This is a genomic window from Serratia sp. CoH_122_TC_1 (assembly GCF_058191755.1).
Map to the genome: position 1 here is coordinate 84850 of NZ_JBXWLA010000008.1, position 19551 is coordinate 104400.

The window sequence follows — 19551 nt, forward strand, 5'->3', positions numbered from 1 at the left end:
GCATTTGCATGATAGACAGACGACGCAGGCGGGTCGATATACACCGACCCGCCTGGCTAATCATAAACTGTAGTTATGATAACTGCTTAATCTCCGCTTAAATATCAGTATTACTCCCATTCAGCACGATTATTGATGCCGCCCTATCACTCGGCTTGCAACCGGTTGAATTACGGTAAACTTTCCCCTGACGTAACCGATCAGTAGCGTGACTCACAGTGGCATAACCGACCAAAGCGCTTTATACTCAGCGCACCCATTTACCAACATTATAAAAAGGAGGATTACTATGCCGATGTGTGAATTGTTTTTTTACTCACACTTCTATAGTAATTGCCGCTGCTCAAGCATTACCGGTATCGTGCTGCGATAACCCAGGCTTGAGCGAAGCTTACTAAAATTTGAGTCCCTTCCCTCCGGCTTACCGGGTTATCGTCAGCGATGTTTGACGATAGGCATTTGCATGCCTGTAACTCTTGAGTAAGCAATGAGCACATTATTATCTGCACAATCTGTCGGTTTCGACAACGCGTTCGGCCCTCTGTTGGTCGAGGTTTCCTTCAGCCTGAAAAAAGGCGACCGCATTGGTTTAATCGGCCATAACGGCTGCGGCAAAAGTACCCTGTTGAAAATCCTTAGCGGTGATCTCTCTGCCAGTACCGGCAGCGTGACGCCTGCCCATCAGTGCCTGATGGCACGGGTAGAACAACACCTGCCTGATGAACTGCACGGCTGCACCCTGCTCGAGGCAGTACTGGCGCGATTGCCAGAAAATCAGCGCGTCAGCGAAAGTTGGCAGGGAGAAGTCCTGCTCACCAGCCTGGGTTTTGCGCCACCGTCATGGACGCTAACCGCCGGCACCTTGAGCGGTGGGCAGCATACTCGTCTGCTGCTGGCACGTGCGTTAATCCGCCAACCGGATCTGCTCCTGCTGGATGAACCCAGTAACCATCTGGATCTTCCCACCTTATTGTGGTTAGAGCGTTTTTTGCAAAACTGGTCTGGCAGTTTTGTTCTGGTATCTCACGATCGCTACCTGTTGGATCAGGTCACCAACTGCACCTGGATCTTGCGTGACAAAACACTGCAATTCTTCCGCTTGCCATGTACTGCAGCACGCAAGGCGTTAGAGGAACAGGATGCCGCAGATGCGCATCGCCGTCAGGCGGAACAGAAAGAGATCGACCGGGTCGCCAAAAGCGCCCATAGGTTGGCCGTTTGGGGCAAGGTTTACGATAATGAAGACCTGGCTCGCAAGGCTAAACAAATGGAAAAACGCGTTGATCGGATGAAAGAAGAGCAAACCACGTTGACGGCGGGCAGCCAATGGCGGCTTAAGCTTAACGGTGAGGCGCTGGATGCCGATCGCCTGCTGGCTTTGCCGCAGTTGGACGTCCGTCCGGCCGCTGATGCGCCGGTGCTGTTTCACCTGGCGCAGCTGCGGGTCAAAAGCGGTGACCGTATTGCCATCGTCGGGCGTAACGGCTGCGGCAAGTCTTCACTGCTGCAGCACCTGTGGCGGGAATACCAAGGCGCGGCCAGCCAGGACGCGGTTTTCCATCCTCGGGTACGCATCGGCTATTACGATCAAAGCCTGCAACAGCTGCGCGATGACGACACGCTGAGCGAAGCATTGACGCATTTCGCGCCGCTAACCGAAGAACAGCGGAAAATGGCCCTGATTGGTGCCGGCTTCCCTTATCTGCGCCATCAGCAACGTATCAGCACGCTGAGCGGCGGTGAGCGATCGCGCCTGCTGTTTGTCGGGCTGACACTGGCTAACCATTCTTTATTGTTGCTCGACGAACCGACCAACCATTTGGATATGGAAGGTAAGGAAGAGCTGGCCGATACCCTGCGCCAATTTGAAGGCGCTGTGATGCTGGCCACTCACGACCGGATGTTGATCGAAAACAGCTGTAACCGTTTCTGGCTGATTGATAACCAGCAGTTGGAAGAATGGCACGATCTGGAGCCGGTCTACGCACGAATGGCCGAAGAACGTGACGCTCAGCCAATAGCAGCGCCAGGCCGGGTTCTCACCGCCAGTGAGTTACGCCATGATGACGAAGAAATGCTTCTTGCGACGTTGTTTGAAGTGGAAAACAAACTGCAGGAGGATCTGGCGCGTAAGCCAAAGCATCAAAAAACGCACTTGCAGCAACAGTGGCGCGAGGAAATCGCCATCCTCACCGCCCGGTTGAATCTGGACTAACCTTCACAGGCCGCCTATCGGCGGCCTTTTTCTTTTCGGTGGTGATATGAATCTTAATCTCCGGCTGGCAACCCGTGAGGAACAGCCACTGCTGGCGGCCATGCTGCCCGACTACCTGCGAGAATTGGGCGCCGATGTGGACTACCCGCATTTGTCACATTATTGGCGCGAAAGCGGCCGGTACCCGTATTTGATTTTAAATCAGTCGCAGCCAGTGGGGTTTGCGTTGGTCCGCACGCTGGATCCCATCCCGACAATGGAAATGGCAGAGTTCTACATCACCAAACCCTGCCGCAAATACGGTATGGGTAAAACGGTTGTGCAAACCTTGTTCAGGTTGCATCCGGGTCACTGGCAGTTGTCAGTGCTGGCAGATAATCCCGGTGGCCTCGCATTTTGGCTGTCGCTGGTCCCCCCGACAGCCTACCGCGCGTGGATTGAGCGACCGGGTAATCGGCCTCATTGGCGGCTGACATTCTCGGTAGGTATGACGCCCTGATAACCCCATAGACAACCAAGGGGAACGCGGCCTCAAATACCGGGTTTTGGCTTAATGGGTTCCACGTGCCCTACTGCCCGAGAAATCGTTGGATAGCGTGCGCGCAGTTGGCGCTCGATGCTGTCTACCGCTGCATGAGCTGACACAATGGAGGCCGCCGGGGATACCCGACAATGGAAATTGACGATGATACCGCCGGTGGTTTTACGGGCGCGAATATTATGCACGTCCTGCACCATGTCTCCACCCTCCACTACCGTTTGCAGTATCTGACGAATATGGGCCAGTTCATCCGGTGCCACATCCTCGCTGGCAATCCAGTGATGGGTTTGGGGCTCCAGGTGCGTTTCAATCTCTGTCTCTTCACCAATCGCCTGTCGTAGCAGCGTTTCGATTTCGCTGGCGATGTCGTGTGCCTGCGCCACACTGGCGCTGGCCGGGACCGCCAGATCCATGCTGATCGACATCCGTTCGGGCAGCTGTTGTAGCGCCAGATTTTGCACCACGGCACCGTGGTTGGCAGCAATCACCCGGATGCGGGTCGCCATGTCTTCGTCACTGCGGGTTTGTGGGTTGGCAATCACCGTGGCTTCGGCATGTGCGTACTGCTGTTCCAGGCGTTCTGCAATAGACTGTTTTAACGCGTTAATGCGCTCTAACGGCAAAGTACGACAGACGGCGACAGTGACTTCAATGAACAAGCTGGCCCCTGCGTTACGAATACGAATACTCTCGGTTGCCAATATCGCTGGGAAGGTGTCGAGCAATGCGCTGATTTCTTCCTTGGCTCCGGCGGGTGCCGTGTCCATTAACGAATCGAAAGAACGTTTTCCCAGTTTCAGCGCCGCGACCACAATAAAACAGGCGACGATCAAGGCTGCAATGGCATCTGCACGGTTGAAACCCAACAGAACAAAAACCATCCCCAACAGCACAACGGCGGAAGCCAGCATATCGGAGAAAAAATGCAGCGCATCGGCTTCCAGTGCCGCACTGTCAGTGGCTTTTGCCACACGGTTCAATGCTTTAACACGGAAAAAATCGACCAGGATAGAGATCAACAGCACGGCGATCACCACGGGCGCTGCGACGATTTCATGGGCGTCGCCCAGCAGGCTTTTGCCCGCTTCATAAACAATCCAACCTGCCGCCCCTAGTAGCAGCAGCACTTCAAACAGTGCCGCCAGGTTTTCGACCTTGCCGTGGCCAAAATGGTGATCATCGTCGGCAGGTTTATCGCTGATACGTACCGCCAGCCAGGTAATGCTGGTGGCAACAAAATCGGTGAGAGAGTGGATCCCTTCTGAAATAAGGCCAATACTCCCGGTAAAAATACCGGCAGTAAATTTACCGACGGCCAATAGCCCGCTCGCTATCATGGAGTTTCTGGCAACGGATTGCTTTTCATTTTGCATATTACGACTCACATTCAAATGGGTAATTCATTTTTTTATTTTAGTAGACCATTGCCAGACAAAAGCAACCAGCAGCATAGTACCCGAGAATGTCAGCATTAAACTAGAAAGGAATTCTGATTTTCCGGTTGAATAAAAATAAATCTCATTCACACCAACAGAGATCATCAAAATGGCATAAAGTAAGCCAAGAATAGAAATAATCATTATCGTTATACTCCATAAAGCCGCATCCTGCGGTCAGCATTTAAGCGCATCCTCCCCGTCGTAAATAAAGCACGTCGAGGAGGATGCATCCAGGCGGATCTTTAGCGTTCATTAATCATCCCATTTAGTGCTCATATAGGCAGCTAGCAAGCCCAGCGAGCTGATAACACTCAGGAATCCTACAAAGATTGTCATGTTTCCCATTATTTCGTCCTCGGTTAGTTATTATCGATAAATGCCTCTTTAATTAAAAAGCGGATGGGGTCATTGCTCATGGATATTTACGCGTCTCCTGTTTTGTCAGATAAAATTCCCGCTCCGGCAGAGACACGGAGCGGATACGTGTTTAAATCTCCAGAATGTACTGGGCGATTTTGAAATAAATAATCAAACCGGTGCCATCAATAAAGGTGGCAATAAACGGCGCAGAGACCACCGCGGGATCAATACCCAGGCGTTTGAGCAGCATGGGGATAATCGAGGAAACAATGGCGCTCCAGACGGTAATGGCGACCAATGACAGACTGACCACCAATGTCACGTCCATCCCTACGCCCATAATCCAGGCCCGCACCCAGGCAGCCACGCCAATGGTGATGGCGATCAGCAGCGAGGTGGATACCTCCTTGCGGATTACCGCCCCCAGATTGCGCAGGCTCACCTCGCCCAACGCCATGGCCCGTACCAATGTAGACGTGATTTGAGTACCGCTGTTACCGCCGGTGCCGATCAGTAATGGGATGAAAAACGCCAATGCGATAGCGGCTTCCAACTGCTCTTCAAACGCCTTTAATACATTACCGGTATAGGCTTCTGCGACAAACAGCATCAGCAACCATACCGAACGCTTGCGCCATAACGCCCAAGGGCTGGTTTCCAGATAAGGTTTGTCCAGTGGCAGACTGGCACCCTGACGCTGTGCATCCTCGGTATTTTCATCTTCGATCAGCCGGGCAATTTCTCGTTCGCCCAGCACGCCCACCAGCGTATTATTCGCCACCACCGGTACCACATCCAAGCCGCCCTTAGCCAGTAAATGAGCGACATCATTACGATCGTCATCGGGGGAAACCTGGAAATAGCTTTGGTTGATCATCACCCCAACGGCTTTATCATGATCGTCGCACTGCAGGAGTTTTTTTACCGACAATGTGCCACGTAAATGATAATCGTCGGCGGTAACAAACAACTGCGTCGGAATTTCTTCGGTTTTAAGTTGCGAAAGAAAATAATCTTTTGCGTTATTAACCGTCATATTGCCGGGGATAGTAATGAAATCGGCATTCATATAGCCCGCGACCGAAGACTCATCATGAGTTTCAGCAGAGGCAAGCGCCGAGGATGGGTGATTTTGATGTAACTTCATTATGTTAGTCCCTATTTCTGTTTGAACTTCAACAGCGAATCGCATAGGGGCGTTAACCACAGAGGGAGTGCAGACAGCCTATCTCCGCGTCCAGGTTTTAGCACTATACAACGTATCTGATGTATTCATCAGAAGTTACCTTGGGCTGAACCTTAATCCGATAAAGCCTGTCTTAACCTTGGGCATCTCTCGATGTCGTCAGATCAGTAACCTGTGTTTGTATAGGAGCCTCGCCAAACGAGATACTGCATATAAACTACGGGGGGCAGTATAGGCGCGGTTTTTTATCGATGAGGAAAAAGTTGGCTAACCGTTTATGAAACATTTAGAAAAAAGTTTCGCGACAAAATAATAAATGCGGGCCAGTACCCTCCCGGCCCACGCGTTATTCTGTCGTTAATGAGCGAGAATATACACATTCTTGTCGTACAGCGGCCCCTGCCGGGTAAAGTCGATACCTTTCACATAGGGTTTGACCAGAGTGGCGTTCGCTTCGTAGTAAACCGGTGCCACTGGCGTGTCTACCGCCAGCACGTCTTCAGCCTGTTGGAAATAGCGTTGTACCTGCTGTGGCGTCTGCGCCGCGGTCGCCTGGTGTAACAAACGATCGTAATTTTCGTTGGCATATTTGGCTGAATTTTCACTGCTGGTAGCGCGGAACACGTTCAGGAACGTAGACGGATCATTGTAGTCTGCCAACCAACGGCTGAAAGCCACGCTGTACTGCCCATTGTTGATATTGTCCAGCACCACCTTCCGTTCCTGGCTCTGCAAGGTGACGTCCACGCCCAGGTTCTTTTTCCACATCGCACTGCTGGCGATCACTATTTTCTTGATGGTGGCATCGTTGCTGTACAGCAGCGTGAAACTTAACGGATGTGCCGCATCAAAGCCCGCTTCCGCCAATAGCTTTTTCGCCTGTGCGATACGCTGTTCGCGTGGCCACCCTGCTTCTTGGCCCGCTTGCAGCGTAAAACCACCTGCACCGGTTGGCGTAAACGTCCAGGCCGGCTGTTGGCCATAGCCCAGCACTTTGGTGGCTATGATCTCTTTATCCAGCGCCAGATTTAATGCCTGACGCACGCGGACATCATTGAAGGGAGCCTGCCGGTTGTTAAAGGCAAAGTAACTGGTCGACAGCAGTGGATAGGTGATCAACTGTTCATCACCCAGGCTGTTTTTTAACTGCCGGTACAATTCCGGCGGCGCACTGTAGCCCAATTCAATTTCACCGGCTCGGAAACGTGCCACTTCAGGGAACCCCTGTAACGGCAGGAACGTCACTTTATTGAGCACCGTGCGGGCGTTATCCCAATACTGGCTGTTGCGTTCCACCACCACTTTCTCATTCACGACCCACTGCGTCAGACGGAACGCCCCGTTGCCAACAAAGTTCTGCGGTTGAGTCCAATTTTTGCCGTATTTCTCCACCACGTTTCGATTCACCGGCAGCACAGGAAAATGCACTAACTGCTTAAGCAGATAGGAGTTTGGCTCAACCAATGTGACTTGTAGCCTGTGTGCATCCAACGCTTTCACACCCAGCTCGGTTGGCGGTTTGCTGCCGGCGTTAATCTCTGCCGCGTTTAGCACATAGGCCGACGCCAAATAGCTACCATAGGGGGATGCTGTTTTGGGATCGGTGAGGCGCCGCCAGCTGTAGACGAAGTCATCGGCCGTCACCGGATCGCCGTTTGACCATTTGGCTTCCGGCCGCAAATAGAATGTCCAGACATTGCCCTGCTGCACCCATTTTGTCGCCAGCGCGGGGATCACTTCACCGTTTTTACCCACCCGCAGCAAACCTTCAAAAACGTCATTGAAGATATAAAACTCTACGTTACTTTCTGCCAAATTCGGATCAAGCGTTGCCGGCTCATAACCATTGGCCCGGACCAGTTCCTGTACGGTGGCCAGTTGAGCCCCTGCAGGCACGTCGGCGGCGTTAACCGGCACCATCGCCTGTAAAGACAAGATGATTAGACCGGCTAATCCGTTAAGTTTGAATGAATACTTCACGTCGATATCCCTTATTGGTGTTTTGTCGACGTATATATACAGTGAAGCAGTTGAATAAATTAAATGATTAAACGCTATGACTCATAACCAAATAAGCGCGTACCGAACAACATGAATTTCTTTCACAATCAATCGAATATCTGCTGCGTTGGTGAGCCTGTTTGATACTGGTCGAGACGGCGGTTGGCGCTTCCCCATGGCAGCGGGGATCATTGTGATCAACGAAAAGAACAGCGTGGCTTCCGGCGCGTTCTTCAGCTAACGAATACGTCGCGCACGAATTGAAGATGAGGGTTTGAACATAATAAATACTGATGAGAATCAGGTATCAAGGCAGATTATTCAGGCTGAAACTTAATTTTTCCTTAGGATGAGATAATTAGTGAGCAAAATCTAAAAATAAATTAATACGAATCGTTTTCACTATCATTATTAATGTTCTTATATACAATCAGGGCAGCCCAACGCCCGTTAGGCACATTTCGCTTTTATTCTCTGCACTCTCTTAATAAGGATGACTGTATGAAGCTGCGTTTCTCTTCTCTCGGCCCGATTGCCTTGTTGGCATCGTCCATGATGCTGGCGTTCTCGGCCAATGCGGCATCCCAGGATGACGGTATCGTTATTTATAACGCGCAACACGAAAACCTGGTGAAATCCTGGGTTGACGGCTTTACCAAAGACACCGGCATAAAAGTGACCTTGCGTAACGGCGGCGACAGCGAATTGGGCAACCAACTGGTGCAAGAAGGCACCGCATCCCCTGCCGACGTATTTCTGACGGAAAACTCCCCTGCGATGGTGCTGGTAGACAACGCCAAGCTGTTCGCTCCGCTGGACGCAGCAACACTGGCGCAGGTTGAACCGCAGTACCGTCCGCAGCACGGCCGCTGGGTTGGCATTGCCGCCCGCTCAACGGTGTTCGTTTACAATCCGGCGAAACTGACAGAGGCACAGCTGCCTAAGTCCCTGCTGGATCTGGCCAAGCCGGAATGGAAAGGCCGCTGGGCCGCGTCACCTTCAGGTGCTGACTTCCAGGCTATCGTCAGTGCATTGCTGGAGCTCAAAGGCGAAAAAGCCACGCTGGAATGGCTGAAAGCGATGAAGACCAACGCCACCGCCTATAAAGGTAACAGCACCGTGATGAAAGCGGTCAATGCCGGCCAAATCGACAGCGGGGTTATCTATCACTATTATCCGTTCGTCGATGGTGCAAAAACGGGCGAAAACAGTAAAAACATCAAGCTTTACTATTTCAAACACCAGGATCCAGGCGCGTTCGTTAGCATCTCTGGTGGCGGTGTGCTGGCATCCAGCAAGCACCAAAAACAGGCACAGGAGTTCGTTAAGTGGATCACCGGTAAAAACGGCCAAGAGATTCTGCGTACGAACAACGCCTTCGAGTATGCCGTCGGTGTTAATGCTGCCTCCAATCCAAAACTGGTACCGCTGAAAGAACTGGATGCACCAAAAGTTGACGCTTCGTCGCTGAATGGCAAAAAAGTGGTCGAGTTGATGACCGAAGCCGGGCTACTGTAAGCCGGTTTATCAGTACAGAGAGCTTTCAACCCTATGTCGAATATAGGTTTCAACGCCGCGGGCTCAGCCCCGCGGTACGCTTCGACCCGGCGTCATCATCGGCCCGGGCTGTTTATCGTGGCAACGGCCATTTTACTTTCCCTGTTGGCGCTATTGCCGCTGGGGTTTGTCATTAGTGTGGCGTTTGAAACCGGCTGGCAAACGGTTAAAGCTCTGGTATTTCGCCCCCGCGTGGGCGAATTGCTGCTCAACACTCTGCTGTTGGTGATCTTCACCTTACCCATCTGTGCACTTCTTGGGGTGACGCTAGCCTGGCTGACTGAACGTTCGACGTTGCCGGGGCGCCGCATCTGGTCTTTATTGGCGACAGCACCGCTGGCAGTACCCGCCTTCGTGCAAAGTTATGCCTGGATCAGTTTGGTGCCTTCAATGCACGGACTGGGCGCGGGTGTCTTTATTTCTGTGCTCGCCTACTTCCCGTTTATTTATCTGCCGGCCGCCGCGGTTTTGCGCCGCTTGGATCCCGGTATTGAAGACGTCGCCACCTCGTTGGGTAGTCGGCCATTGGCTGTCTTTTTCCGCGTGGTGTTACCGCAGCTAAAACTGGCCATTTGGGGCGGATCACTGCTGATCGCACTGCATTTACTGGCGGAATACGGCCTGTACGCCATGATCCGTTTTGATACCTTTACCACCGCCATTTTCGATCAATTCCAGTCTACCTTTAACGGCCCGGCCGCCAACATGTTGGCGGGTGTGCTGGTGCTGTGCTGTCTGGGGCTGCTGCTGCTGGAGGCCGCCAGCCGTGGTCGGGCGCGTTATGCCCGCGTCGGCTCTGGCAGTGCCCGCAGCCAGACCGCGTATCGACTTGGCAAAATGGCCACCCTATTCGGCCTGCTACTGCCAGTGTGCCTCACGGCGCTGGCACTGGGCGTTCCCTTTATTACGCTAGCCCGATGGCTGGCGCTCGGTGGGCTTGACGTGTGGCGTAACGCCGAGTTATTGCCGGCCTTGCTGCAAACATTGTCGCTGGCCGCCAGCGGCGCATTACTGATCACCTTGTGCGCCATTCCTATGGCCTGGTTGTCGGTACGCTACCCGGCGCGGCTCTATCGCGTGCTGGAAGGCTGCAACTATGTCACCAGTTCACTGCCCGGCATTGTGGTCGCGCTGGCGTTGGTGACCATCACCATTCACAGCTTCCGCCCCATTTACCAAACAGAAATTACCTTGCTGCTGGCCTATTTATTGATGTTTATGCCACGAGCCTTGATCAACCTGCGCGCCGGTATTGCTCAGGCGCCGGTCGAGCTGGAAAACGTGGCACGCAGCCTCGGGCGTTCACCGGCTCAAGCGTTATGGAGTACCACGCTGCGCCTGGCGGCCCCGGGTGCAGCCGCCGGGGCGGCGCTGGTGTTTCTGGCCATCTCCAATGAGTTGACCGCCACTCTGCTACTGGCACCCAACGGGACGCGCACGTTGGCGACCGGTTTCTGGGCATTGACCAGCGAGATCGACTATGTGGCGGCAGCCCCTTACGCTTTGATTATGGTGGGGCTGTCTCTGCCATTGACCTGGCTTCTTTATTCTCAATCCAAACGCACGGCGGGATTATGAGTACGCTTGAACTACACGGCATCAGTAAGTCCTATAACGCAGTTAAGGTGCTGGAGCATATTGATTTACAGGTCGAAGAAGGCAGCCGTACCGCGATTGTCGGCCCTTCGGGCTCTGGGAAAACCACGTTGCTGCGCATCATCGCGGGTTTTGAAATTCCGGATAACGGCCAAGTGATGTTACAAGGCCAGGCGATGGCCAACGGCAACGGTTGGGTACCGGCACACCTGCGTGGCATTGGCTTTGTGCCACAGGACGGCGCGTTATTCCCACACTTTACCGTGGCAGGCAATATTGGATTCGGTCTAAAGGGAAGCAAACGCGACAAACAGTTGCGCATTGATGCATTGATGGAGATGGTGGCGCTGGATCGCCGCCTTGGAGCACTGTGGCCGCACGAGCTGTCCGGCGGACAGCAACAGCGGGTGGCCTTGGCACGTGCATTGTCTCAGCAACCCAAACTGATGTTGCTCGATGAGCCCTTTTCCGCGCTCGATACCGGCCTGCGCGCCGCGACCCGCAAAGCCGTGGCCGAGCTGCTGGCCGAAGCCAAGGTTGCGTCGATTCTGGTGACCCACGATCAAACCGAAGCCCTGTCATTTGCCGATCAGGTCGCGGTGATGCGTAATGGGCGTTTGGCGCAGGTCGGCCCACCACAAGATCTCTATCTGCGACCGGTGGACGAGCCGACAGCCACCTTTTTAGGGGAAACGCTGGTGTTGTCCGCAGAGCTTGAACAAGGCTGGGCCGATTGCGCTCTGGGCCGAATTGCCGTGGACGATTGTCAGCGCCGCGGGCCTGCGCGCATTATGCTGCGCCCAGAACAGATCCAAATTAGCCAGTCTGTGTCACAACAGCAGAGCCAGGCGATCGTGACCAGCATTGATTTTGCCGGTTTTGTCTCGACCTTAAATCTGCGCATGACCGGCAATGACACGGCTATCGAGATTAAAACCGTCAGCCGAGAAGGCATTCGTGCCGGTTCCCACGTCAGCCTGAGTATCATCGGTCAGGCGCACATCTTTGCCGAGTGATGCCGTAGTGGGCGAGTTATCGCCCGCTACCCTGCTGGCCATTTGAGTCGTCTCAATGATCTTCTGCTCTGCCCGCAGCAATGTCGGCACGCAGGCCAATACGGAAAAACCTATCGCAGCCATCACTTAGTAAAACCCCTTCTATCAACTACGATTAATCTGTGACCGGTGTAATCATTCATCCGTCCGGAGATAACCCACAGAGGATTATCATAATTATTCATGCTGTTTGAGCCGCTTCTCTTTAACGCGGCTAAGAAAGGTTAATTATGGCACGTACTACCCCCCTCGAACGCTACCGCAACATCGGCATTTCGGCGCATATTGATGCCGGCAAAACCACCACGACCGAGCGAATTCTGTTTTACACCGGGGTCAGTCACAAGCTGGGCGAAGTGCACGACGGCGCAGCCACCATGGACTGGATGGCACAGGAACAGGAACGCGGTATTACCATTACCTCGGCAGCAACAACCTGTTTCTGGAACGGCATGCAGCATAATTATCCGCAGCATCGTATCAATATCATCGACACCCCAGGCCACGTGGACTTTACCATTGAGGTCGAACGTTCCATGCGCGTGCTGGACGGCGCGGTCATGGTTTATGACTCGGTGGGCGGTGTACAACCGCAATCAGAGACCGTTTGGCGTCAAGCCAATAAATACAAAGTGCCACGTCTGGCGTTCGTCAACAAAATGGACCGCGTCGGTGCGGACTTTTTCCGCGTACGTAAAATGATGATCGAACGTCTGAAGGCCAATCCCGTGCCGATTGTCATTCCTATTGGCGCCGAGGACCACTTCACCGGCGTGGTGGACCTGGTACGCATGAAGGCCATTGTGTGGGACGAAGCGACGCAAGGCATGAGCTTCAGCTTTGAAGAGATCCCCGCAGAACTGCGCGACATTGCCCAAGAGTGGCGAGATAAAATGATCGAAGCCGCCGCCGAAGGTTCGGAAGAACTGATGGATAAATACCTTAATCAGGTGCCGTTGAGCGAAGAGGAGATCGTTCGTGGCCTGCGTCTGCGCACGGTGGCGGGTGAAATCCAGCCCATGCTGTGTGGTTCAGCCTTCCGCAATAAGGGCGTGCAACGCATGCTCGACGCGGTGATCGAACTGATGCCTTCGCCGCTCGACGTTCCGCCCATGGAAGGCCACGATGAGCACGACAAGATTGTTATCCGCCGAGCGTCCGATGACGAAAAGTTTTCCGCGCTGGCGTTTAAACTGATGACCGATCCTTTTGTTGGCCAACTCACCTTTGTGCGGGTTTACTCCGGTGTACTCACCAAGGGCAGCAGCGTTTATAACCCGATCAAAGGCAAGAAAGAGCGTATTGGTCGCATCGTGCAAATGCACGCCAACGATCGCAAAGATGTCGAAGAGCTGCACGCCGGTGATATTGCCGCCTGTGTGGGACTCAAAGACGTCACGACCGGTGACACCCTGTGCGATCCTAACGCCATCATCACGCTGGAAAAAATAGTGTTCCCAGAGCCGGTGATCGCACAAGCCATTGAGCCAAAAACCAAGGCCGATCAGGAGCGAATGGGGATTGCGCTTCAGCGGCTCTCCTCCGAGGATCCCTCTTTCCGCGTGCGCACGGATGAAGACTCCGGCCAGACCATTATTTACGGCATGGGCGAATTGCACCTGGAAATTATCGTCGATCGCATGCGGCGCGAATTTGGCGTGGCAACCACCACCGGCAAACCGCAAGTGTCTTACCGTGAGACGATACGCAAACGCGTGACCGACGTAGAAGGTAAATTCGTGCGTCAATCTGGCGGCAAGGGGCAGTACGGCCACGTGGTGTTGACGGTGGAACCCAATGAACCGGGTAAAGGTTTTGAGTTCATTGATGAGATAAAAGGCGGCGTTATTCCGGGGGAATTCATTCCGGCGGTAAAAAAAGGCGTACTGGAAGCACTGAATAATGGCGTGTTGGCCGGTTATCAGGTGGTCGATGTTAAGGTGCACCTGACCTTCGGTTCATACCACGACGTTGACTCTTCAGAACAAGCGTTCCGCATGGCGGCGATCTTTGGCTTCAAAGAAGCCTGCCGTCAGGCAGACCCGGTAATCCTCGAGCCGATTATGTCGGTAGAAGTAGAAACGCCGGAGGACTACGCCGGCAGCGTGATGGGCGATCTGTCGTCTCGGCGCGGTTTGGTGCAAGGGATGGAGGACCTCCCGGGCGGCGGCGGCAAGGAAATTCACGCCAAGGTGCCGCTGTCCGAGATGTTTGGTTATTCAACTACCCTGCGCTCAATGTCGCAGGGCCGCGCGACTTACACGATGGAGTTCAGCCACTACGCTGAAGCCCCCCATAATGTGGCCGAAGAGATCATCCACCACAGCAAACGCTAAAACCCGCACCTGTCGTGTCCCCACGGCAGGTGTTACTCCTTCGCAGCCAGTGACACCACCACCGGCTGCGGCTTAATCCGCATCGCGTACACCACGCCAATCATCAGGCAGGCAATGCCACCGACGGTCAATAACGGCGGCCACGCCTGACGCAGCATAAAGGTATAGGCGAGCCCTGCCAGAATTTCGAATACGATCAGCGGCCCCACCAACACCGTCGGCAGACGCTGGCTCGCTTCATTCCAGCACAGTGCGCCAATCCACGAGCAGAATATGCCAATAACAAGCATCAAAGGAATAAACAGTTCCGGCCTTGGCCCAAACGGCAATGCAAACGCCGGTTGGGTCATCGCCAACTGGCCGCAAACCAACACGTAGCCCACTAACGCCAGCGGTAACGTCACCAGCCCCTGCGCCGTCGCCCAGGTTGCAGGCCTTTGATTTGGGTTTTCTCGTAACCAGCGGGCATTGCGCAGCGGGAACCAGGTCCAACATGCTACCGCCACTAATGCCAGCCCCAGGCCACTGGTATAGCGCCAGACATCGACAGGTGCCTTATTGCCTTGCAGCTCGGCAACGTTAACCAGTGCCAACCCGAAGGCGATCAACAGCAAGGCTGGCGTGAGTTTACGCCATGAAAGTCGCCCATCCTGTTGGCTGTAAAACAGATTGGCAGTGACCGAAATCACCACCGGCAACGTGCCGATAATCATGGTGGAAACCGGTGCCCCGGTACGTTGTATCGCACTGGCCAGGCACAGGTAATACAACAAGTTACCTATCGCCGTCAGTTTTAATGCTTCCCACCAATCATTACGGTGTAACTTTTTCAATCGACGACGATCAAACCAGGCCAGAGGTAACGCAATCAGGCCAAAAGCCAGGTAACGCCCGGTGGACTGCAATGCCGCAGGATACTCAGGAATTAACACGGGGCCGACAAAAATCAGCCCCCACATCAGCCCGGCAGACAAGGCAAATAACACACCAACAAACATAGTGACTCCGTCAACAACCAGGTACAGCAGCCTGAACCCGTGAATGATATTGGGTGTCAGCCTAATCGACCCGTCAGGGGGAATATTGTAGCAAATTGCTGTTTTACTCACTTTTCGTAGGGACGGGGAAATTCTGCTGCAACGTTGAACGTCTGCAACTTAAGTCCACTCTTGCCATTTAATTGCATAAAAACACGGCCCATTTAAAAAGCCTGCATTGTATGCAGGCTTTCCTTTGGTGCTGGCAGAAATCAGTGCGTCACGCCTGAGTCAATGTTTTTACTCCCACGCGCTGATAGCAAAGGTTCCCTCAGGTTTCACTGGCAAATACTTTTCATAGTAACTTAGGTAATTCTTAACCGGATCAACATCTTTAAACTGTTCTGGATAAAGTGACTTTGCAATAAACTGAATCATGGCAAAATCAGAGAGCGTTCTTGATGCACCTTGATATACACCGAAGAGTTGCTTATTTTTAATGGCTGGCAAAGAACTCCAGCCCTGGCGTGTAGAGAACCTAATAAGCTGTTGAATTGAGATGTTTTTATCAACACCCACCCCCATCGAAAGCGCTGAAGCAATCTTGTTGTTTTCTCTTCCTGAGATGAAAATAGCATCAGGCTTCGAAACGAGAAGTTGTTCTGGATTAATCACGCCCCACCACTCAAAAAGCGGTTCAGCGATATTGTCTGCCCCCGCAAGCTTCAGCATCGCTCCCCACATATTCTTACCGTAAGTGAAGGAGTAATCATCAGGACCTTTATTGCCAAACTCGATATAAACTTTGGGTTTCTTTAATCCTGACGCAGCCACTCTACGTTGTACATCGGCAATGTTATTAGCGTATAACGCTGACAATTCCTGAGCGCGTTTTTCTTGCCCTGTCAGTATGCCAAATATTTTTGTTGAGCTGACATGTCTTTCTACAGTTTGCGCATTGTAGTCTACCACGACGACCGGAATGTTTAATTCTTCAAGGCGAGAGACTTCATGTTTAAGAGCAACGTATTGCCACTCTGCCAAAATAATAACGTCGGGTTTCAATGATATTATATTTTCGAGCGAAATATTATGCAGGTCCACTTCGCCAATATCGGCGATACGGGCCAGCGATGGCATATGCTTAACATACATATTCCAATTCGCAGGGACTTTCCCTCGCCAGGCCTCACGAGAAATACCAATGACGCGTTCGTACGCGGCTTCCCCGCCGACAGCCATGTAGTCTTCAAAGTAAAACCCCAAGATCGCCCTTTTGACGGGGGTCTCAAGCGTAACTTGCCGCCCCAGGACATCCGTTAATGTCGTGGTGGCAGCATTTGTGGTGCCAGACAGGGTTAACAAAAGGGTAAAGAACGTACAGCTTATGAAGTTTCGAACGCCCATAAAATAGCAATCCTCAGGAGTTGGGGTTGTTCTAATAATTTTTCATTTCATTATTCTGAATGCAAAAACGCAAATGATAATAATTTCCATTAAGCTTTATATCAACCAGAATCGCTGTGTCTATTCACGGTTAGAGGTAAAATTCTGCGCGTGACAACCCCTTCAGCATGACTCGCCAGATAATTTTGCTAATGCAGCATAAAAAAAAGAATTATAACGTTAACGGAAAATACATTTTGGACAGAGAACAATCAGCATTCGCCTACTTAGCTTAATGTCGGTGGTAATGACGGAAAGGGTATTAGGCCACGCATTGCCCCTATTTATTGCGCGTTATTCGGTGCCCTTCATCTGACGCATCTTGTGGCCCCTCTTTTCAGCGGCCTCCAACTTGTTTTTGATAGCGGACAGGAGTGACACCGTAACGATTAGCAAAAGCCCGCGTCAAATGCGCCTGATCGGTTAATCCCGTTGCCGCCGCGACCTGTGCCGCAGGTATACCGCGCTCCAACATCTGTTTGGCCTGCGACAAACGGATTGCCATCAGCATCTGCTGGGGAGATACATGGTATTCGGCTTTGAATTTACGTAGAAAATGATAGGGACTGAGAGACACCAACGATGCCAGTTGGCCCAATGTAATCGCAGCGGAGAAGTTATCGTGCAGGTAACTTTTGACGATATCAAAACGGTGCGTCGACTCGGCCTTCAACGATCTTGATACCTGGATATGAGGGCGAAAAACGGCGACGATCTGCAATAACAAACTGTCAATCGTAAGCGGGTCATCAGTTTGCCACAGGGCGGCCAGCATGGCGGACAGTTGCCGCGCCGCTAACGGATCCTGGCGGACCGCATCGGTAAACCAAAACCCCTGCTCACCTGACAATAGCTCCAGCGTCGCCGGCTCCAGATACAGCATGCGGTAATTCCAGCCACCGACGGTTTCCGCCTGGCCGGTATGCAGTTCGTCGGGGTTCATCAACACCAGTGAACCCGGCGCCGCCACATGTTGCGCGCCACGGTAACGGAAACGCTCAGCACCAAAATCGACGGTCCCGATGGCAAAAGCGTCATGCGAATGCGGTTCAAAGGCATAGCGTTCAATATGGGCATGATAAAGTTCTACACCCGGCACCTGCGGCAAACGCCGAAACTGTGCGCTGTCCTTTTCAAAGGGAAACGCTAATGGAACACCCTGCACCGTACCGTCCTGCTTCAATGTTGCTGATGCCGATATGATAGTCAACACAACGGGTTTTGAGTAGTGCACTGCCCGGTACTCTGGACGCTGCGGCTCATTCAGCGTAGGGTATTTTACCCAGTGTCCGGTACCTGCAATTCAGCGCCGGGCTATCGATTATCCCGCCGCAGAGTGGGAACACGGTCTTTAATCCCCTGAAAGTAAGAGGCAACAATGTATCCAGATACCCAACTCTATATTGACGGACAATGGTGCAACGCAGTTGCTGGCAAAACCACGCCGGTCACGAATCCCGCCACCGATGAGGTTATTGGCAACGTGGCTCACGCCACAGCAGCCGATCTCGATCTGGCGCTGACCGCAACCGAGCGCGGCTTCAAAATTTGGCGTGAAACCTCTGCCTATCAGCGGGCCAACCTGATGCGTAAAGCCGCAGCATTGTTGCGTGAACGTGCCGAGAAAATTGCCCTGATCATGAGCCAGGAACAGGGTAAACCGGTGGCGCAGGCCAAGGTTGAGATCCTGAACTCGGCAGACGTGATTGACTGGTTTGCCGGCGAAGCCAGCCGCACTTATGGCCAGATTATTCCATCCCGCAGTCAGGATGTTCAACAGCAAACGCTGAAGCTGCCGGTAGGCCCGGTTGCTGCGTTCACGCCGTGGAACTTCCCGATTAACCAGATTGTGCGCAAGCTGTCCGCCGCTCTGGCAGCCGGGTGTTCAATCATCATTAAAGGGCCGGAAGAAACCCCGGCCTCGCCGGCAGAGTTGATTCGCGCCTTTGCCGATGCCGGCATTCCCGCTGGCGTGATCGCGTTGGTTTACGGCACCCCAGCAGAGATTTCCGAATACCTGATCCCGCACCCTGGCATTCGCAAAATCTCGTTCACCGGTTCCACCCGCGTGGGCAAACACCTGGCGGCGCTGGCGGGTCAGCACATGAAAAAGGCCACCATGGAGCTGGGCGGTCATGCCCCAGTGCTGATTTTTGACGATGCCGATCTCGACACCGCGGCGAAAGAGCTGGCACTGGCCAAGTTCCGTAATGCCGGACAGGTCTGCATTGCACCGACCCGTTTCCTGATCCAGCAAGGCGTTTATGAAGCCTTTGTCGAGAAATTCACCGCAGCAGTACGCGATATCAAGCTGGGCAACGGTCAGCAGGACGGTGTGACCATGGGGCCAATGGTGCTGCAACGCAGCGTAGATGCCATAGAAGCCTTCGTGAAAGATGCCATTACCAAGGGGGCCAAAGCCACCACCGGCGGAAAACGTGTAGCAGGCCCTGGCAATTTCTTTGAGCCGACGGTGTTGCGCGACGTCCCCTTGAGTGCTCGTGCGATGTCTGAAGAGCCGTTTGGCCCGGTCGCCCTGCTGCGGCCATTTGCAACCTATGAGGAGGCTATCGCCGAGGCCAATCGCCTGCCTTACGGTTTGGCAGCCTACGCGTACAGCCGTAGCATCGCGACCGTGAACGCGTTGGGACGCGATGTGGAAAGCGGCATGCTCAGCATTAACCACATTGGTTTTGGCCTGCCTGAAACGCCGTTTGGCGGGGTGAAAGACTCTGGTCACGGCACCGAAGGCGGCAGCGAAGCGATCGAATCTTACCTGGAAACCCGCTTTGTCACCGTCGCGGGCCGTTAATTAACCTAAGCGAAAAAAAATGCCCCGTTC

At 53.2% G+C, this 19551-nt stretch carries 15 protein-coding genes and 1 riboswitch; of the genes, 7 read left to right on the forward strand and 8 right to left on the reverse strand.

The annotated features are described in order from the left end of the window. Positions 1-487 precede the first annotated feature (487 nt). Positions 488-2215, forward strand: coding sequence for an ABC-F family ATP-binding cassette domain-containing protein (locus AC2FC2_RS12000; protein ID WP_490659280.1), 1728 nt, complete (start codon positions 488-490; stop codon positions 2213-2215). Between the two features lie 46 nt (positions 2216-2261). After that, positions 2262-2714, forward strand: a complete 453-nt coding sequence (locus AC2FC2_RS12005; protein WP_490659281.1) for a GNAT family N-acetyltransferase — start codon at positions 2262-2264, stop codon at positions 2712-2714. Between the two features lie 32 nt (positions 2715-2746). Here AC2FC2_RS12005 and AC2FC2_RS12010 read toward each other — a convergent pair whose 3' ends face one another. The 5 genes from AC2FC2_RS12010 to AC2FC2_RS12030 form a co-directional block, all read right to left on the reverse strand. After that, on the reverse strand, positions 2747-4129 hold the full coding sequence (locus AC2FC2_RS12010; RefSeq protein ID WP_490659282.1) for a cation diffusion facilitator family transporter: 1383 nt from the start codon (positions 4127-4129) through the stop codon (positions 2747-2749). A 27-nt stretch (positions 4130-4156) separates the two neighbouring features. Beyond that, the gene (locus AC2FC2_RS12015) at positions 4157-4336 is read right to left on the reverse strand and encodes a hypothetical protein (RefSeq protein WP_037415475.1); all 180 of its coding nucleotides are present in this window, start codon (positions 4334-4336) and stop codon (positions 4157-4159) included. A gap of 111 nt (positions 4337-4447) precedes the next feature. Then, positions 4448-4540, reverse strand: coding sequence for a protein MgtS (mgtS, locus tag AC2FC2_RS12020; protein ID WP_147284273.1), 93 nt, complete (start codon positions 4538-4540; stop codon positions 4448-4450). Between the two features lie 142 nt (positions 4541-4682). Next, positions 4683-5747 carry a magnesium transporter gene (gene mgtE, locus AC2FC2_RS12025; RefSeq protein WP_209633571.1) on the reverse strand — a complete coding sequence of 355 codons (1065 nt, stop codon included), beginning with the start codon at positions 5745-5747 and terminating at the stop codon, positions 4683-4685. 30 nt (positions 5748-5777) lie between these two features. After that, positions 5778-5951, reverse strand: a riboswitch (M-box (ykoK) riboswitch). Between the two features lie 147 nt (positions 5952-6098). Then, on the reverse strand, positions 6099-7721 hold the full coding sequence (locus tag AC2FC2_RS12030; protein WP_490659283.1) for an ABC transporter substrate-binding protein: 1623 nt from the start codon (positions 7719-7721) through the stop codon (positions 6099-6101). Between the two features lie 522 nt (positions 7722-8243). Between AC2FC2_RS12030 and AC2FC2_RS12035 the strand changes: the two genes are divergently transcribed. The 4 genes from AC2FC2_RS12035 (at position 8244) to fusA (ending at position 14286) form a co-directional block, all read left to right on the forward strand. Then, positions 8244-9260 (forward strand): iron ABC transporter substrate-binding protein, encoded by a 1017-nt coding sequence (locus AC2FC2_RS12035; RefSeq protein ID WP_265553333.1) that lies wholly within the window; start codon positions 8244-8246, stop codon positions 9258-9260. Positions 9261-9293: 33 nt separating this feature from the next. Further along, on the forward strand, positions 9294-10877 hold the full coding sequence (locus AC2FC2_RS12040; protein ID WP_209633574.1) for an ABC transporter permease: 1584 nt from the start codon (positions 9294-9296) through the stop codon (positions 10875-10877). Further along, positions 10874-11911 carry an ABC transporter ATP-binding protein gene (locus AC2FC2_RS12045; RefSeq protein WP_209633576.1) on the forward strand — a complete coding sequence of 346 codons (1038 nt, stop codon included), beginning with the start codon at positions 10874-10876 and terminating at the stop codon, positions 11909-11911. The genes AC2FC2_RS12040 and AC2FC2_RS12045 overlap by 4 nt, the downstream gene beginning before the upstream one ends. 269 nt (positions 11912-12180) lie before the next feature. Continuing rightward, on the forward strand, positions 12181-14286 hold the full coding sequence (fusA, locus tag AC2FC2_RS12050) for an elongation factor G (protein ID WP_209633578.1): 2106 nt from the start codon (positions 12181-12183) through the stop codon (positions 14284-14286). A gap of 32 nt (positions 14287-14318) precedes the next feature. On the opposite strand, the gene AC2FC2_RS12055 is transcribed toward fusA, so the two are convergent. The 3 genes from AC2FC2_RS12055 to AC2FC2_RS12065 form a co-directional block, all read right to left on the reverse strand. Beyond that, complete coding sequence (locus tag AC2FC2_RS12055; protein ID WP_490659284.1) at positions 14319-15284, reverse strand: DMT family transporter; 966 nt, start codon at positions 15282-15284, stop codon at positions 14319-14321. Between the two features lie 279 nt (positions 15285-15563). Then, positions 15564-16670 carry an ABC transporter substrate-binding protein gene (locus AC2FC2_RS12060; RefSeq protein ID WP_265553337.1) on the reverse strand — a complete coding sequence of 369 codons (1107 nt, stop codon included), beginning with the start codon at positions 16668-16670 and terminating at the stop codon, positions 15564-15566. Positions 16671-17046: 376 nt separating this feature from the next. After that, on the reverse strand, positions 17047-17874 hold the full coding sequence (locus AC2FC2_RS12065; protein WP_490659340.1) for an AraC family ligand binding domain-containing protein: 828 nt from the start codon (positions 17872-17874) through the stop codon (positions 17047-17049). Between the two features lie 213 nt (positions 17875-18087). Here AC2FC2_RS12065 and AC2FC2_RS12070 point away from each other — a divergent pair, with 213 nt between their 5' ends. Next, the gene (locus tag AC2FC2_RS12070; protein ID WP_490659285.1) at positions 18088-19521 is read left to right on the forward strand and encodes an NAD-dependent succinate-semialdehyde dehydrogenase; all 1434 of its coding nucleotides are present in this window, start codon (positions 18088-18090) and stop codon (positions 19519-19521) included. The last annotated feature ends 30 nt before the right edge of the window (positions 19522-19551 follow it).

Coding starts and splice junctions, on each gene's coding strand:
- AC2FC2_RS12040 (WP_209633574.1), top strand. CDS start 9,294: ATGTCGAATATAGGTTTCAACGCCGCGGGCTCAGCCCCGCGGTACGCT.
- AC2FC2_RS12045 (WP_209633576.1), top strand. CDS start 10,874: ATGAGTACGCTTGAACTACACGGCATCAGTAAGTCCTATAACGCAGTT.
- AC2FC2_RS12060 (WP_265553337.1), bottom strand. CDS start 16,670: ATGGGCGTTCGAAACTTCATAAGCTGTACGTTCTTTACCCTTTTGTTA.
- AC2FC2_RS12005 (WP_490659281.1), top strand. CDS start 2,262: ATGAATCTTAATCTCCGGCTGGCAACCCGTGAGGAACAGCCACTGCTG.
- fusA (WP_209633578.1), top strand. CDS start 12,181: ATGGCACGTACTACCCCCCTCGAACGCTACCGCAACATCGGCATTTCG.
- AC2FC2_RS12015 (WP_037415475.1), bottom strand. CDS start 4,336: ATGATTATTTCTATTCTTGGCTTACTTTATGCCATTTTGATGATCTCT.
- AC2FC2_RS12055 (WP_490659284.1), bottom strand. CDS start 15,284: ATGTTTGTTGGTGTGTTATTTGCCTTGTCTGCCGGGCTGATGTGGGGG.
- mgtE (WP_209633571.1), bottom strand. CDS start 5,747: ATGCGATTCGCTGTTGAAGTTCAAACAGAAATAGGGACTAACATAATG.
- AC2FC2_RS12000 (WP_490659280.1), top strand. CDS start 488: ATGAGCACATTATTATCTGCACAATCTGTCGGTTTCGACAACGCGTTC.
- mgtS (WP_147284273.1), bottom strand. CDS start 4,540: ATGGGAAACATGACAATCTTTGTAGGATTCCTGAGTGTTATCAGCTCG.
- AC2FC2_RS12010 (WP_490659282.1), bottom strand. CDS start 4,129: ATGCAAAATGAAAAGCAATCCGTTGCCAGAAACTCCATGATAGCGAGC.
- AC2FC2_RS12035 (WP_265553333.1), top strand. CDS start 8,244: ATGAAGCTGCGTTTCTCTTCTCTCGGCCCGATTGCCTTGTTGGCATCG.
- AC2FC2_RS12070 (WP_490659285.1), top strand. CDS start 18,088: ATGTATCCAGATACCCAACTCTATATTGACGGACAATGGTGCAACGCA.